At 42.4% G+C, this 16811-nt stretch carries 11 protein-coding genes; all 11 read right to left on the bottom strand.

Translation table 11 applies throughout. The features are described from left to right. From ACTNEW_RS01090 to ACTNEW_RS01040, 11 genes are read right to left on the bottom strand one after another with little or no spacing between them, the layout of a single operon-like run. Positions 1-915: an NADAR family protein gene (locus tag ACTNEW_RS01090; protein WP_441056928.1), complete on the bottom strand. Its 915-nt coding sequence runs from the start codon at positions 913-915 to the stop codon at positions 1-3. 18 nt (positions 916-933) lie between these two features. Further along, the gene (locus tag ACTNEW_RS01085; protein WP_441056926.1) at positions 934-2007 is read right to left on the bottom strand and encodes a DUF4236 domain-containing protein; all 1074 of its coding nucleotides are present in this window, start codon (positions 2005-2007) and stop codon (positions 934-936) included. A 2-nt stretch (positions 2008-2009) separates the two neighbouring features. Then, positions 2010-2744: a PP2C family protein-serine/threonine phosphatase gene (locus tag ACTNEW_RS01080; protein ID WP_441056924.1), complete on the bottom strand. Its 735-nt coding sequence runs from the start codon at positions 2742-2744 to the stop codon at positions 2010-2012. Beyond that, complete coding sequence (locus ACTNEW_RS01075) at positions 2744-4621, bottom strand: AAA family ATPase (protein ID WP_441056922.1); 1878 nt, start codon at positions 4619-4621, stop codon at positions 2744-2746. The genes ACTNEW_RS01080 and ACTNEW_RS01075 overlap by 1 nt, the downstream gene beginning before the upstream one ends. Positions 4622-4634: 13 nt before the next feature. Then, positions 4635-4910, bottom strand: a complete 276-nt coding sequence (locus ACTNEW_RS01070) for a hypothetical protein (protein ID WP_441056920.1) — start codon at positions 4908-4910, stop codon at positions 4635-4637. After that, positions 4898-5485, bottom strand: a complete 588-nt coding sequence (locus ACTNEW_RS01065) for a 4Fe-4S single cluster domain-containing protein (RefSeq protein ID WP_441056918.1) — start codon at positions 5483-5485, stop codon at positions 4898-4900. Before ACTNEW_RS01065 ends, ACTNEW_RS01070 begins: the two co-directional genes overlap by 13 nt. Continuing rightward, on the bottom strand, positions 5482-6126 hold the full coding sequence (locus ACTNEW_RS01060; protein WP_441056916.1) for an FHA domain-containing protein: 645 nt from the start codon (positions 6124-6126) through the stop codon (positions 5482-5484). The genes ACTNEW_RS01065 and ACTNEW_RS01060 overlap by 4 nt, the downstream gene beginning before the upstream one ends. Then, entirely contained in the window at positions 6126-7493 is a 1368-nt protein-coding gene (locus ACTNEW_RS01055) for a hypothetical protein (RefSeq protein WP_441056914.1), read from the bottom strand. Before ACTNEW_RS01055 ends, ACTNEW_RS01060 begins: the two co-directional genes overlap by 1 nt. Before the next feature lie 14 nt (positions 7494-7507). Continuing rightward, positions 7508-9199 carry a protein kinase domain-containing protein gene (locus ACTNEW_RS01050; protein ID WP_441056913.1) on the bottom strand — a complete coding sequence of 564 codons (1692 nt, stop codon included), beginning with the start codon at positions 9197-9199 and terminating at the stop codon, positions 7508-7510. Positions 9200-9229: 30 nt separating this feature from the next. Beyond that, complete coding sequence (locus ACTNEW_RS01045; RefSeq protein WP_441056911.1) at positions 9230-9472, bottom strand: YdbC family protein; 243 nt, start codon at positions 9470-9472, stop codon at positions 9230-9232. 15 nt (positions 9473-9487) lie between these two features. Continuing rightward, positions 9488-16810 (bottom strand): DUF4011 domain-containing protein, encoded by a 7323-nt coding sequence (locus ACTNEW_RS01040; RefSeq protein WP_441056909.1) that lies wholly within the window; start codon positions 16808-16810, stop codon positions 9488-9490. Between the last annotated feature and the right edge of the window lies 1 nt (position 16811).

Genomic DNA, 16811 nt, shown 5'->3' with positions numbered 1-16811 from the left:
CTACAGATTTCTTGTTTCCTGAAGCATGTTGCGTACCTGCATTAACGAAAAACCCAACATATTACTGCCTTGCCACTGATCAATCAAAAACCTGCGATCATCATCCATAGAAAGACCGATTCCCCAGATTTTATCAGTAACCGCACATTCAGCAAGAATAGCACTACCAGTATTTAAGAGCCTTATTCGAAGCTCATCGTTCTGGGCGAACTTCGCCAAAAGACCTTGGTAGACAATCAGCTGCCGCTGACCGCCCCAGAGCTTATCATTATAGTTTCTCACAGACCGGCCCAGCTGCTTTATTTCTGCTACATCGTTTGTAGATAAAATCCTGTTTCTAACAGCATCATCTCCAAACATAATTGCTTTCCGAAACATCATGTACTGTTCCACAGAAGAAAAGTCCGTACCTCTGAATGAGAATCTTGATGGATACCAATTACTAAGATATCCATTTTCTTCTTCTGGCTTATGGAAACAGATGAATTCATGATCCGTCTGATCCTTAATTCTCAAATAATATTCATCCAATCGCTGCATACATACAGAAATAATCTTCTCAGCAGCATTCGCGGTTAATTCTCGTCGAATCTCCGGAATAAAACTTAGAATTTCTGTACTCCTGTCGTAAATAAAGAATGGACTATTCAACAGTGCCTTAACTGGATTGGTTTTTATATTGGATGAAATTTGTTCAAGAGTACAATTGAGGTTGCTGTAAATCGAATTATTTCTTTCTGCTACAAGCCCAAGAGTAAGACGATTGCCATAGTATTGGACAAAATAATTTACAGCCTCTGAAATACTCACCACACCACTATGTTCTACCAGTGCCATAATCAACACAGGTTTATAAGAATAGGACATGCTTGTCTTGCGGCAGTATTCCAGAAATTGATCTACATCATTTCGCATAAGCATATCCTTTCCGGTTTATACGACCAAATCTCTAAAATCTTGTGCCTTTTGAATATTCGAAGTCATTAATTCTACATTGATTCCAGCGCCACCGGCAGAATACAGGCGGACCGTTCCATAAAGGCAGATAGGGATTTGACGATTGTTTTTATAACGTCTATCCGGTGTACCGTTTGCATTTACAAATTGCCACGTCGATCCTACTACGCGGGCATCGCCTGGAACTTTTTCATTTTCGCGGAAGTTACTGCTGGAAACAGACATATTGAAATCCTTATAATCTACCAGACCAACTTTTTTACCTCGAATAACGAATACTTTATCCGGCAATATGATAAGAGTTTCTTTCTTCAGCTTAATCTCTACCGTATCTACATTCGTTTTAATATAGAAAGGTCGGCCCTTTTTAATGGTGCATGGAATTCTATTGATACTTCTGTTTGCACCTGCATGAGCTTTCGTATTCGAATTAAACTGTTCAGATGTGATTTGCCATTCTTTATCACCTTCGGCCAAAATAGTCCATGCGTCTATACGACGAGTATGTTCTTCTTCCGCTTCAGCGTCAAAAGAGTACTCTAAATCGACTACAGCAACGGTGTGAGCCAGTATTTTCATAATAATGCCTGCTATAGGCAGAACAATAAAAGCTGGCTTATATGCCATAAGGAGGATACACCAAATCAATATAGTACCCCAGGAATTCAGCGCAATCGTTCTATGAATAGAAGAAACGATATTATTAGCCTCAGCCGTTTGGAATTGAGACACATTGCCAGACTCTATTTCTCTAGTCGTCTCGTATGATGGGGTAAATGGCTGCTGCCTAAAGTTGTTCTCCGGCTGCCTTGTCGGAGTATTATTCCGCTGCTGACGGCTTGGGTTACTTCGCCGATTATCCCCTCTGCCAGATTCCTGAGTGTATGAAAGTCCTGTTCCCGGGATAGAATATGTTCTTCGCGTTGTTCCGCGAGCGGTCTTGGTTACACGATATCCCTTGGTTCCCCAGCTATAACCGATACCTGACTTGCTGAGATTTATGCGAAAACCTCCACCAAGATTTATGCTTTTTCGATATCTAAATCCCAAAATTATTCCTCCTTCGCACAGACAAGGATTACCGTCATATCGTCGTCTGAACCTGCTGCCAATGCCGCATCCAAAATACTATTACATTTATCTTCTCCAGAGGAGTTATCATTCAGAATATCTTCCAAAAGATCAATGTCCACATATTCATGCACACCATCTGAAGTTAATAAAAGCTGTGTGAAATCTCCGATTTCCGTTACATACATCTTGGATAGCAACGAAGCGTTTCCTCCACCAAAACAATTGGTAATTTCATTTTTATTACAGGCTTCAGCCTCATCAAAGCGGCCCGTCTTTTGCAGCCAATTATAAACAGTATGGTCTTGCGTGATTTGCTTAAGGTAACGTCCCTGTTTGATGTATGCCCGAGTATTTCCTACATGCATAAGAAAACGCTCAGTATCTCTTACGAAAACGCCTGTCAGAGTTGTTGCCATTGCTGAGAGGTCTGAATTGACTTGTCCTTCACGAATCAGAAGATCATTAATTCTAATCAGTTCATCCCGCAAAACATCTACGCCTCTCGGTGATGTTATAGATAAGAGATTTTCTAAAACAAATAGGGATGCGCAAGCGCCCCCGTGATTGCCACCTACGCCGTCGGCAACACAAATAAACCCGTCTTTAGGGATAGGTAAAGTATCCTCTTCGTTAGACAGAATAATTTCCCCAACTAAAACAGTATCTTCACTTTCTTCATGATGTTTACCAACTCGGGTAGCTACATAGATCATTACAGTGCCTCACAAGTGCAGCTTAATGCATACGGCATATTCTCTGCATCAATATCCTCAATCGTGATTTTTACTTTTTCACGGATTTCCTCATCAAACATGTATCGAGCGAGCGGATTAATAAGTAAGCTCTCTACGATATTACCGATTCCACGTCCACCATTAGCAAGATTACCTACTGACTTTGAAAGCAGAATAGTCATTGCTTTTTCAGAGAGAACCAGTTCAATATTTTTCTCGGTCATCAGATTCTTGATAATTTTATTTACCTGTGCATCCAGAATCAGCTTAGCGACCTCAGGGCGAATGAAATCAAAAACAACGATATTCTCACCGATTCGGTTCAAAATTTCCGGACGACCAAGCTCCAGTTTAAAATAATCCTCAATGGCTTGACGAACTTTCTTCTGCACTTCCGGATACTCCATCTCCGGAGTAACATTCGGTTCACGAGCGCCAAACTCATTCCTTGTATAGATTCCCAAATTGCTGGTAAAGATGATAATGCACTCTGAGAAATAAACAGTATTACCTTGTCCATCTGTCATTCTGCCGTCTTCAAGAATCTGCAAGAATTTATCGAAGATGGAAGGATGTGCCTTTTCAATTTCATCAAAAAGCAGAATAGAGAATGGATTCTCTTTCACAGCATTAGTCAGCTGGCCACCAGCTTCATAACCTACATATCCAGGAGGCGCTCCAAGGAGCTTCTGATCACTATGAGACTGACTGTATTCACTCATGTCAAATCGAATACAGCAGCTTTCATCACCAAATAGTTTTTCAGCTAAGGTTTTGGCGGTTTCTGTTTTACCGGTACCTGTAGGACCTGCAAAGAAGAGAATGCCCTTTGGCTTTCCGTGAGAAGAACTATTGAGTCCTGCCATACCAGTAACCGCACGCTTAACAACATCCAGGGTTTTAACAATGGCAAAATCCTGTCCTTTTACGCGCTTCTGAAAATCTTCTTTTGCTGTTTTTAGCTCATTTACGTCCAGACTATCCCACGGGTTTTCTTTAATGCCATAACGATAAAGATCAACAACAGATGACATCTGGCGAATACGGGTGCGCTCATTCTTACACAGTCGGCGCAAACCGTTAATTTCAGTAAAACTAAAGCCTTCCGTTAAGCCAACGAATTTATCCTGAACCTTATCCAGTTCATCTGGATGTTCTTCGTAATAAGGATAATCTTCATCAAATACATCCCCGGCAAAAAAGGTTTCAAAGTTTTCACCTTTAATCAGCGCTTCTCGTTCTTCTTTGGACGGGGTGCCAATATTTATGGTTTTCACATTTGGATTATCCAGATAGAACCATGCGGGAACGTCATTTACCTTATTCACGATCATGACAACCAGATTTTTCAGCATGCGATTTTCGGTACGAACGTCTTTTCCTTCCATGGATGCAAGCAGAAGATTCGTAAAGCTATCCACCTCAGACTGGTCAACATTATCAGGGGAAGTAATGTATCTGGATGCAAGATTCATTACGATTACCACCGGCTCTTTGTTCTGACTTACTGCTGTCCGAACGATAGAAGTGGCAGAATTGTTTTTGCCTTTGAATTCACTACGAATAAATTGTCCATCTACTCTAGCTTTAGTTATCTCAGCAAATGATTCAATATGACCATCTTCGCAGGAATTATAGAAGCCCTGCATGCTATCAAAGAAGACAATAGTCTTATAGCCCTGATCCTTGAAATAATAATGAAGGTATTCTGGCAAGCGCAAAATACTTCCCTTAGAAATGCTTCCTTCTTCCGGATACTGATAAACATCCAGAACATTTCCTTCAACAATGATAAGGGGCTTTATTCTACAGAATATGCCTAATTCTTTATGCCATTTTGCAATATAGTCTGCCATAGCAATCCTCCCTTCATTTCATTAAGACGGTTGTTTCTACTGAAGAGACCGCATTTTCAACATTGTCCAACTTGTCGCATACATCGCTAATAGTATCGTACACACCTGAACCTCGAATTCCGTCAATTTTGTCGCCGAGAGTATCAATAGATTGGTCTATCTCTGTTAATTGATCATGCAAATCGTTAATTGAACCATATACACCAATTCCCTTAATGTCATCCAGTTTGGTGTTAATTTCTCTCAACTCTTCTAAAACAAGCATCATTACACTTACTAATTCTTCCATAGTGAACCTCCAAATGATGGGTGATGTATTCCTACCGAAACAATCCCATCTACTGTAGTAAAATTTTGAATCTGATTGTGTCCTTCGTCCAAATACTGCTGATATTTTTCTATGAATTTCGGATTTAAAATGTGAATCTCCTGATTGGATGACCCACGCAGCCTGGAGTCGTTGTTTTTTTCTTCAATGTATTCTCCATCGATCAGAACTGCAATTTTTTCAAGAACAGCCCGGGTATTAGCGTCCTGATTTTTTAATTCACCCAAACGGTATCCTGAATAGACCAGAATATCGTCGGATATCTCTGACAACCTATCAACCAGAACCGATAAATCACCAGCTTGATTCATTGGTTCACCACCGGTGATTGTAAATCCATCAATATCATTCGTTTTCTTCACGGTATTGATTAGTTCCATGAGCTGATCAATGGAAATTTCATATTCCGGTCTTTCATACCAAAGTTCTGGATTGCTGCATCCAGGGCATGCACGGTGACATCCGCAAACCCAAATTCCGATTCTGTTTCCAGGGCCCAGAACTCTTACCGGATATAAGACTCTAGCGATATTCATGATTGTTCCTGAACAACAAAATATGCTGCATTATCCTGTCTGGTATCTGAAACCACTTTTCCGCCAAGACCGATTTCATCACCAAAATTTAATGCTGTAGGCTCATCATTGGGTATTTCCATATTGTTGACAAAGGTCTTGTTTGTACTACTCAAGTTCTTTACAAAAACCTTTCCAGCAACGATGGTGAACTCCGCATGTTGACGGCTCACGTACATTTTATTTCCAAGATAATCTTTCAGATCAGCTTCTCGTCCCACTATACTTACCGCTTTTTCAATAACCGCACTGTACTCTCCATCAATGGAAGTTAGCTTATATGCAAACGGTTTTTCCTCGATTCCGGTTGACGGAGTGGGAAGTATGTCTGAAATATCTTCTCCACATTGTTTGCATTTGCGAGCCTGGGGTGCATTTTCAGCACCACATTCTTCACACACTCTTACGAGAGGACCGGTTGCTGCATCCGCTCCCGTTGTGCCGGTATTCTCTGAAGCCACTTTTTCTGCTTCACGCTGTTCAGTTTCACTATCAACAACACGAACACCCGTCAAATCCGTCTCGCACTTTCTACATTCCAATGAAGTAGGTCTATTATGTTCGCCACACGAAGGGCATACTTTATACTTCTTAAATTCCATTATTCAGTCCTCCGCATAACCTTTTTCTCTGCTGCCTTTTTCTTTCGGTCCACAGATTTCATTTCAGTAATCTGAGTACCTTCGGAAACGTCATAATCAGAAACATTAATGATAGCTGCGTATTCTGCAGAAGGAGGGGAAAGAGCTATTCGTCGATTAATCACTACACCCTTGGCCTTTAAGAGACGCTCAAACTCCGCAAATTCTCCGCAGAATGTCTGCATATCCTGTGTGAGCATTTCTGTTTCTTCTGGACTAGGAATTCTATCTTCTCGGGCGATTCCACCCAATTCCATGGAAATTTGTCCATCTGAAGAATACGTGACATTTACTGCAGTTCCTTCATTAAAAGTGAATAGTTCATTTCGGAAGCGTTTTCCTGTTTTCTTCTTTACCACCTCACGTGAGCCAATCAAGTCATATCCCATTTCGGTCATAACCTGATCAACACACTCGCTCACATAATCCTGTTCCTGCATTCTAACTATGGCTATCTCTAGACGCTCTATTTCTTCTTCCATTTCTGCAAATGCTTCTTCGGAATACTCAAAAGTGGCGGCTGTTTCTTTAGCCATAGAACAAAGCATTTTATATCTGCTGTATGCCTCATTGAATTCGGCTTGTTTCTTTTCAAGTTCGTGCTTATAGGCATCAATTTTCTTGAAAATATTCTTTACAGTTACCGAATCAAAAGAGTGCAAATACTCAATCTGATGTATTTTATCTAGAGAAATAATAGCCTTCTTAATCTCGGCAATGATTTCTGGTGATAACCCCGGATCTCTCAGCAATACAGTTAATTCATTTTGCAGCCCTGCTTTACTATCTTCAAAACTGGTATCCGGAATGTCATCTTCAGGCGGAAGATCAAAAGAAACATATCCGCCAAGATCTTCTGCAATACTATGTTGGATGCTTTCAGATGCAACCGAACCAGCATCATTAGCATTTCCCACCGCTGCATCTATATCTTCTCGCAGCTTTTGGATCTGTTTTCTTAATGCACGTAATTTGGCTAAGTCCTGTTTCTTTTCTTCTAGAGCTTCTTCTGTAATCCTATACTTGGCCGATATTTGCGGCATATTTGCCAGCAGCGTAGATCTCACCTGATCGGTTTCGGTTTCCAATCTTTTTAACAGCTTTAATAATTCTTCTCGTTGTCCGGAAGCCGATTCGCCTCGACGTTCGAGAATCTCCAAAAGGGACATCTGCTTTTGCAGCTCGCCACTATAAGAAAGAGTCTGATGAATCAGCTCCTGTATTTGCTGTGCACAAAGAACAGACTGCTGCTCACAACGCATCTGACCAAAGACTATTTTTTTGCCCCATCCGCTTAATTCATAAACGGAAATTTTAGGTCCGCTCATACAGCAATCCTCCTTTACTCATTCATAGACTGACGCCATTTATCAATTTCATTTTGCTTACCGATGGCAATAAGCCATGTTTCCAACTGAAAATCAAGATTTCCATCATAATCAATCAGCCGGTGACACAATGATTCGAAACGGTCGTAGGACTCATCCAGCACAGAGCGCATATAACCAGCCAATTCGCCCACTGTTCTGAACTGTTCTCCGTCTAATAGGAGTAATTTCTGCCCGGACAGAGTGTATGCCATAAGATAATAGGTTCTTCGCATGTCCGTTCCATTTGTTTTCTCAAGCTCGTAAGAATCCTCAATAGCAGCAGCGGCTTTCTTTAATTTTTCATTCTTAGGCTGGGCCTGAAGCACATACTGGCTTAACAGTTTTTCTCCTAAGATACTTGCGTAATAAGAAAATTGAGAATGATCTCTATCCCATAATTTTTCCAATACATCTCTGCCAAATGCAGGCAAGCTTTCAAATGTCTGACCCTTCCAGTAAAAGCCTTTCAATTTAGGATGAATCTGATACAGAAGCTTCCAGAAAATAATATCGTCTCTACCATTTTCACGTCCGGCCTCTTCCTCTGCAGCCTGGCACTTTCTGGCTATATCTTGATTATAAGTTCTGAAGTGTGAAGTAATGTAACCTCTGAACAGTTGTTTCTTTCCTTCCTCCCAATTCTTTGCAAATGCAGCAACCAGCTGTGCAGGATCTGTGTAAGACTCTCCAAGGAACTGATACGCAGGCATAGCGCCTTTTCCGGCATTTCCAACTCCTTCTCCAGGAATAACCAGGGGTTCTCCATCAAGCCACTTTCTTACTTCTTCGTAAGTCCAGCGCCTATTCGGATTATTCTTGTTCTTTCTATAGCTGATATCGTAGTATGTCAGTGCTGATATGAAGTCCTGCATAAGCGGTGTCATATTTTCAGGGAAAGGAATTCGCTGAACAGAGACATACTGTTCAATCTCTTCCGGCTGCATATTTGCGTATGGAGTATAACCGCAGAACAACTCAAAGAGAGTAATACCGAATGAATAGTAATCGGAACCTTCATAGAAAATGTTTTTAAAGGTTTCCGGAGCAGAATACTCCGGAGTCATGCCGGTCTTCGTTACAAGAATGGTATTATTTCCCTCAACAGCAGAACTAATTCCAAAATCGATAATTGATACAGTTTCACCATCACTATTTAGCATGATATTTGATGGTTTAAGGTCCTTATGGATAATGCCTGCGCTGTGAATCGCATGCAGTCCTTCGTTAATATTTGGAATAATTCCTCTAATAAGTTCATCCTCAGAAAATGTCTTTCCCTGGAGGCTTCCGTTTTCATAATATGGAAGAATTTCAACTGGAAAACCATTGTGGCTACCAGTCTCATATAGCTTTGCAACGTAAGGAGAATCAATCTTCAGAAGGGCATCAATAACTTCCTGCTTTATTGCAAACTGACGCTTGTAGATTTTGGCAACATACTGCACCCCGCCACAAGAACAAAGGTATAAATCTGCCTCGCCAGATGCTACCTCTAACTGTCTAGTAACAACATACTTGTCCAAAATCGTTGCGCCGTCACGCACAAGAGCCTCACCAGAATTACTGATATTATTCTGGCGGTTATATTCCTCAACGATTTCATTATTTATTACAGTCTGGGCAGACTGCTGCAAAGCAGGATTAATAACTGTTTTGTTATCCATGATTTGCCCCTCCTTACGCTACAATTGGAATTAGTCCTCTTTCAAAAACTCAACTTCTTTTGCCAGAAGATCAGCAAGAGCAGTCAGTTCACTTTCGGAAAGAGTAATCCCTTTTCCCATCTTGGAATGATCCGGAGACCAGGATCTAAGGTCATATTTTGGTTCTGCCCCATTCCAACTAATACGATTGAGTTCGGTATTCCAACCACTTGCAGAAGTGGAGATCACACCAATCTGATTAATGATTTCATACTTCAATTCTTTGCCAGCCATGTATATGCCCTCCAATTAATTAAACATAATCCTCCATGCAGGAGCGTTCTTCGTTGCCATAGCGCCACGTTTTTCCAACTTATACTGAACACTATATCCGGCAACAATTGTCTCAAAGCTAGTTTTCTTTTCGGAGCTATAAAGCACCCATACTATTCCTGATGTGCTGCGATTATCAATGCAGGTAAATCCTTTCGCAGCAAGCTCGCGAATCAGTTCCACAGGGCTTTTGCTGCCAGTGCGAACCGGCTGTTTCGGTGCATTTACACCTGAAGATACGTTCTCGCCAGGTTCTGGTCTTGTCAAAAAGCCAGTTTCAAAAGCGGAAGGAATTGCAAAACGTTTTTCGCCTGCGGGGAACGCAATATTGATATAGCCGTCTTCAATCTTTTTAACTGAACCAATTCCAAACGATTTGTGCTTAACCAGCGCGTCTTTTTTCACCCAGCTGATATCAACTTTTGGAGCCCTAGCTTTTTGCTCCGCTTCTTTGCGTCGTCTTTCTTCTTCCCACTGCTTTCTTGCTGCTTCGCGGCGTGCTTCTTCCTGGGCTGCCTGACGCTGTGCTGCTTCACGTCGTTTTGCTTCCTTTGCCGCTTTTGCCTCAGCTTCACGCCGAGCTTCGTCTGCCAGACGCTTACGCTCCGCAGCTTCTTGTTCAGCCTTAATCCGTTCCTGCTCTTTGCGTTTGGCCTCCTCAGCTTTTCTTAATGCTTCTTCAGCTTTTCGTTTTTCTTCTTCGATTGCTTTTACTTTCTTATCGCACTCGTCAATCGCAGATTTGATAAAGGCAAGTAATTTTTCTCCTTCAACTTCAGGGTTCTTGTACCATTCTGCAGACCATACACGATACATGTTCCATCCCATATTTTTAAGGACAGAGCCTCTAAGGCGGTCACGGTCTCTTGCGGTTCTGGAAGATGCATAGGAATAGCCATCGCATTCTATGCCCGCTGCAAACTGATGTACAATTTCAGAAGGATGTTCAACCGCAATATCGATCTTATATCCAGAGCATCCGACATACTGACTAATCTTATATCCATGATCTGTTAAGTACTTAGCTATGGCATCAACAAAATCATCAGGTTTTGCATTTGCTCGTGCAGCTGCAAGAGTTGCATCTCCATTCATCGCAAACTCGATATAGGATCTAAGCATACGAACGCCGTCCGATTCCGTTCTGTTAAGATCAATGTCAGAAGGGAGGATAGAGCTGACCAGCTTGACATTCGTTTTTGCACGTGTAATAGCAACGTTCAAACGGCGTTCACCGCCCTGAACGCCTAGCGGTCCAAAGCGCATTGCCATCGGTCGATTATTAGCTTTCTGCTCTTTCGTCTTTGCATAACCAACGCTGAAAATGATTGTATCGCGTTCATCGCCCTGAACATTTTCAAGGTTCTTAATGAAGAATTCATCCTCTTTTCCTTCCGCAAAGAACTCCTCATATTCGGAATTCTTTTCACGGAATCTTTGAACCTCAAGAGCAATTGCATTTTGCTGCTTTTCACTAAACGCAATAACGCCCAAAGAACGTGTTGGATGTCTATCAATGTGCTCTTTGATTAACTGGACAATTCTCCTTGCCTCAAGGATGTTGCAGTTCTTTCCACCGCCTTCATAATAACCATCTTCAACATATACAAATTCAACGCCGGTATCCCGTTCGCTTTCATTACTGCTCGGGAAGGTAACAAGCTCTCCCTTATAAATCTCCTGGTTAGAGAAAGCAATAAGGTGCTCATGTTTACTTCTGTAATGCCAAAGGAGTGTTCTGTTCGGCAGAATATTGGCAGTCTCTTCGAGGATGGAGTCGTATACTTCATCGTCATAGCTGTCCTCATCATCAAATGCATCGTCACCATTACCAGTGCTAGAAGCAAAGAAACTAGTAGGCGGCAGCTGTTTTGTATCGCCTGCAATTACAACTTGTTTTGCACGGAAAATTGCACCAATCGCATCCTGTGGGAAGATCTGCGATGCCTCATCGAAGATGACCATATCAAACTGATATGAACCTGCCTCCAGGAAATACGCTACTGAAAGTGGAGACATCATCAAACAAGGCTTTAATGTAAGCAAGAGATTAGGGATGGACTGGAAGAGCTTTCTTAGCGGCATAATTCTGCGCTTCTTTTCCATTTCATGGCGCAGAATACCCAGCTCTGATCCGGCTTTTGCCATCTGGTTGGTTCTAGGATAAGTGCTGATAATTCTATCGCGAATACGTTTCTGAGAAAGCTCATACTGCTTTTCGTCCGTCTTAACAAAGCGGTCGATTCGCTGTTCGTGTACTCGACGACGGAAGCTCTGAACGGCTGGAACAGTATCCATTGCCAAACCAATCCACTGGTGATAAAAGCCTCTTTCAAATGCGGCTCGAACATCAGGGATAGAGTTGTCTGCAGCCGCAATCTTTGCAGTAAAGTCTGCAAGACCATGCTTATCACACTCAGCACGAGTTTCAACATAATCAAGCCATTTATTCAATTCGCCGAAACCATTCAGACATGCATCATATCTGTCGGCAATAGCAACCAATGCACTTCCGGTAAAATCAACATTCTCAAACTGTTCCTGGAAGTATCCGATTTCTGGCATTGTTTTTGTTACAAGTTCCGACAATCTTGCATGTAAAGAAGCTAATCTTTCTCTGCTGTCAGAATCGTTGGAAATCATAGCAAGCATACTGTCCGGAATCACAGTTCGCGTGGATGTGGTTACAGCCTCAACGGCAGTAATATCCCTCTGCAGAGTAGTCCACTCTGTATCAACACCTGCATAGCGACTACCAAACAGTTTAGAATTACTCTGCTCGCGTTTTTCAATTTCTTGTTTACAGAATCTGGCCTCTTTTGCATTAGCAACTTTAGTAAGAAGCTCTTCTGCAGTTAGAGATCCAGACGAAGCATATCCACGTATCTCTGCTATGACAGAGAAAATAGTTGCTGCTGCAGTTCCGTAAGCCTCAAGATTTTCGACAATCTTAGGAACTACGAATTTGTCTGCACTCCACTGAGGCGCAATCGCAAAAAGTGCATGTTTGTATTCCTCTATCTTTGCGGAACTTAACATCGCAATGGAAAGCGTTGTGTTCTCATCTCGGGATTCGGCACAGGCATATGCCACAACGGTTTCCGGCACAACACTATCCTCAAAGAGCGCTTTAATCGTCTTTGTAAGTTCCACCCCAGCTTCAATCATTTCCCAATCCGAGTTTTTACCCTGATTCAGTGCAGCAAACAACTCACGATTGGTTTCAGCATTTTCTTCAAACCATGCTTCTTCCTGCTTCACAATAATCAAGTTAGCAAGCAGTTCATTAATCTCTTCATAGGAAAGGGACGCCGTTTTCTTTGCGCTCTTGAACTGTTCAATATAGAGTCGCTGCTGCCCGCCATTTTTTATAAAGCTATCAATCTGAGGGATTATATCCCCGCCGAGAGAAGAAGAGTGCACAAAGCCAGCCACGAACTTCCTTCCAGTAATATTCGTAGCACAATGTTCAATATTCGATGTGGAAATCAGATCACAAATGCGTTTTGCATCGCCGGTAAGCTGCAAGCTTTCTGTAATAGCACGGATTGCATGGATGGTTTCCAGAGGAATGCTACCATAAGGGAATAATGCAGCTATCTGCAATGCGACCTGCATAGATTTCTGGACGGCAGCCCAGTCAGTATCAATTCCTTTATAGCGTGCCCCCAAAAGGGCAGTCATCTCTGCAGAATGAGCATCAAACCACTTTTTCTCTTCGTTTACTTCTTTTATCTGCTGGAGAAGTGCAATAATCTGAGGTTTATCTATTGCTTTTCCAACTGCCTTGGCATTCAGCTTAATGGTTTTGATATCTTCCTTGTAATTGCCCTTCATTTTATGAAGGAAACCAGTATACTCAGTCTTAAATCTTGCCAGCATACCATCTGCATCAATAGAGAATACAGTTGGTTCCCACTCAACTAACAATGCATTGGATTTTTGACGCACTGAGTCACAAATGCCTATTGCTTCCTTGATTTTTGGCAGAATCTCTGCATTCTTTCTTGGATCGAACCAATCGGACTCCATATATGGAGCTTCAGCGATCAAAGAAAGGACATTGCAGAGCATGGTTATACTCTCGATGGAATCCGAACCGGTATAACGAAGCAATGAATAGGCTTCTTTTGTGGCATCTAACAAACTGTTGATTTCTGATAAGAGCGCATTCGCATTGGCGATTTCACTATCAAGAAGGGCTCCTACATCTCCTGATTGCTGGTAAATCCAAGCGTACTCAGAACCGAAATACTCAGAGATCTTACTTGCATCTATTTCATATACGCTATCAATCCAGTTTATTGCAATTGCATCATTGGCCTTTTTCAGAGCCTCCGCATGTGCTTTTGCTTCCGGAAGGTGTGCGGACAACTTGTTAAGCGTCTTATATGTGAACCAGGAAGGATGCATATACTGATGTTTCTTTTCAAGAAGAGCAATCAATGCATACAGTTTTTCCGCTTTATTAAATGTTATCGTTCCACCAATACCAGCTGTGTTTTCCGCAACCTGATACTGATCGAGGAAAGCTTTTAATGTTCCAATCAATGCGGTAGCAGACTCTCGATTTGCAATTGCATTGGAGAACGGTGCCATAGAGTAATCTGTATTGAAGCCAAGCTGTGCCAGGTTGTCAGTCACAGTTTTTGCCTGATCAAGCCATGTGCCAATAGGCGCATCAAGAACAGACGTATCCAATACCTCTCTAAAAGAATCACAGGCAGCATAATATTTCTGCTGTTCCTGATATTCAAATCTCGCAGTTGAAAGCATCCGCGCACGTGTAGCAGATTCAAGCCAGTCTGTAGTAAACAGTGGCAAAGCCAGTGCCTGTCCTAACTCGTCAGTGCCTTCCTTAGTACCGATCCATGTATGCGGAAATGCTGTTTGATACTCCGCATTCAATGCTGTTGCCAGCTGATCCATTTCACGCAATTCAGAGGCAAGCTTTCCCGTAGCTGCCACAAGTTCCTGCTTATAAGTCTGGCCGGAAGAAGTTGCTTTCGTTCCATGCCAAGGGTTCTCGGAAAGAGGCCCATCCAAGTTCTGCAGGGCTTTCTCAAATGCAGAGATACAGTAAAGAAGGGACGCATACTGTTCTTTTGATATCTCCATTGGTTTTTCCATAGAGAATTCAACGACAGAAGCGTTTTCTAATTTTGATAATTTACCAAATACCATGTAGATGCTGTCACCCAGAGGCGCAATCGCCTGATGAAGTTCATCTGCATAAGTATCCAGGTACTGTCTATCATGGAAAAGCTCGGTTAATTCTCTCAGCACGGAATCTCCAATGTATTCTGGCTGAAGGCTGAGATTTGCACCAATGCTATCGATAATTTCTTTTTTATTTGCCTTGTAGTTATGCAGAGACAGACAGAAATCAGACAGACCAATCTCTGTCAAACGCTTCAGAACAACCTGAAGAGCTGCTGCCTTCTCAGATACAAACAGCACTTTCTTTCCATCGGCCATTGCCTCTGCAATAATATTTGTAATAGTCTGGCTCTTACCGGTACCAGGAGGGCCCTGCATTACAAAGCTAACACCCATCTTGGAAAGAAGAATTGCTTCTTCCTGGGAAGAGTCGGAGTTAACAACTTCATGCCAATCCTTAGGATCGGCCTTATCAAAATCATAATTCTGTGCAGCTGCCGGAATATCGGCAATTGCAGTTCTGTCTCCAGCCATAGCACGGAGAACAGGATTGTTGATCATCAGCTCACGATTGTTATTCAGATCGTGATACATGCTGATTTTCAGGAAAGAAAGCAGGCCAAGGCTGACCTCCTGTACAACTTTCCATCCTCGGCGGTCAACGATTTCTTCTATTGTTCTTAAGTACTCCGCAAAAGAGCTCTTATTCTTCAACTCAAATGTCGGAAGATCAATATTGTATTCAGCATTAAACAGATAATCGAGAGTCGGGTTGACTTCGATTTCATCGTCACCCTTTGTAAGGGTATAAGGTGCATTTAAGGATTTCAGCCCCAAGGTAACCGGCATCATTAGAAGCGGAGATTTCATCCACGGAGAGCTATCACGGTCATGCTCTCTCCAATAGATAAAGCCGAAGCACAGATACAGAATGTTTGTACCTTGTTCCTCCTGTGCCAATTTCGCCTTGGAACGCAGGTTTTTCAGCGTCTTCTCACGCTCAACGATTGTTCCGTCAGTTTTAATATCGCCTCTGGTAACAGGCAGTGAATAAGACAGCGTTTCCAAAAGAGAAAGCAGCGAATATGTACGAATATCCGTTTCTTTGCTAATAGGCTTCTGGAAGGTCAGCGTCTTTTCAGTTACAGCAAGCTGATTGAACAGATCCTCTGCGCTTGGCTCCAAAATCTTTAGAGTAGAGCGCTTCGTCTCACGGTAATTGATCATCTTGTTTCGCTTACCAGTATCAAGAAGTTCGCGTTTCCAGAAATCAATCTTTCTATCCAGTTCCTGATAAGGGGTTTCTGTTTCATTTGCAGCAGTAGCAGACGATTGCATAACAGGAATCGAAATAGTATCTGCTACCTTTTCTTGTGTTGCTACAGTCAGCGTAGATGCGGGAACAGCATCTGACTTCTTCTCAGACACAGACTCTGGGGCTTTTCTAACAGAACCATCGCCATATGCAGTGTACAGAACCGCAGCCATATGCTTACAGCGTTCTCCAGACTGTGCATACGGGCAATTACAAGTCATAGAGGCAATCTTGTCACCTTCATAGGAAATAATGACATTGTATTTTTCGGTTCCGGACACAACAGCAGTGTGACAACCATTGTTTTTGGACAGGTTCTTCACGCGTCCTGCATTATAGTAGGTTCTGCCACGGCCAAGAATAGTCGTAGAAAACAGATCCTGCCAAAGAGGAATTGCAGTATGTGGAACCGGAATCGTGCTCTGAGACTTGTTTGTGTTAGTAGCAGGAGTGGACGGTGTGGCCGCCCTCTGCTGATCTAAACGCTGCTGCATAACATTAGCAAGGTTCTGTCTCTGTTCATTGAGACCTGAGGTGGTGTTTGAGGAGATTGTGGAAGTTGTGTTAGTAGGTGTAGGCTGAGATTTCTGCTTTTGGGCATAGTTATCCCGTACAGCATCGTTGTACTGCGATGGAGCGTTATTATACCTGGCAAAATCTGCACGGTAATTTTCTGCTCCATTCAAAGAACACAACTCGTAAGCTGCCCCACAAACAGGGCAGCTATGTGGTCTCACAAGTTCTGCTTTTCTCATTGGTGAATAGGGAGCCTTCAACACCTGGCGGCTGATTCTTGCGCACTGAGGGCACAGAACTACAGCCATC

The sequence above is a fragment of the Blautia sp. HCP3S3_G3 genome (assembly GCF_052063365.1).
GTDB lineage: Bacteria > Bacillota > Clostridia > Lachnospirales > Lachnospiraceae > Blautia_A.
The sequence above is the reverse complement of the archived record's forward strand: the minus strand, read 5'-3'. Positions and strand labels throughout refer to the sequence as shown.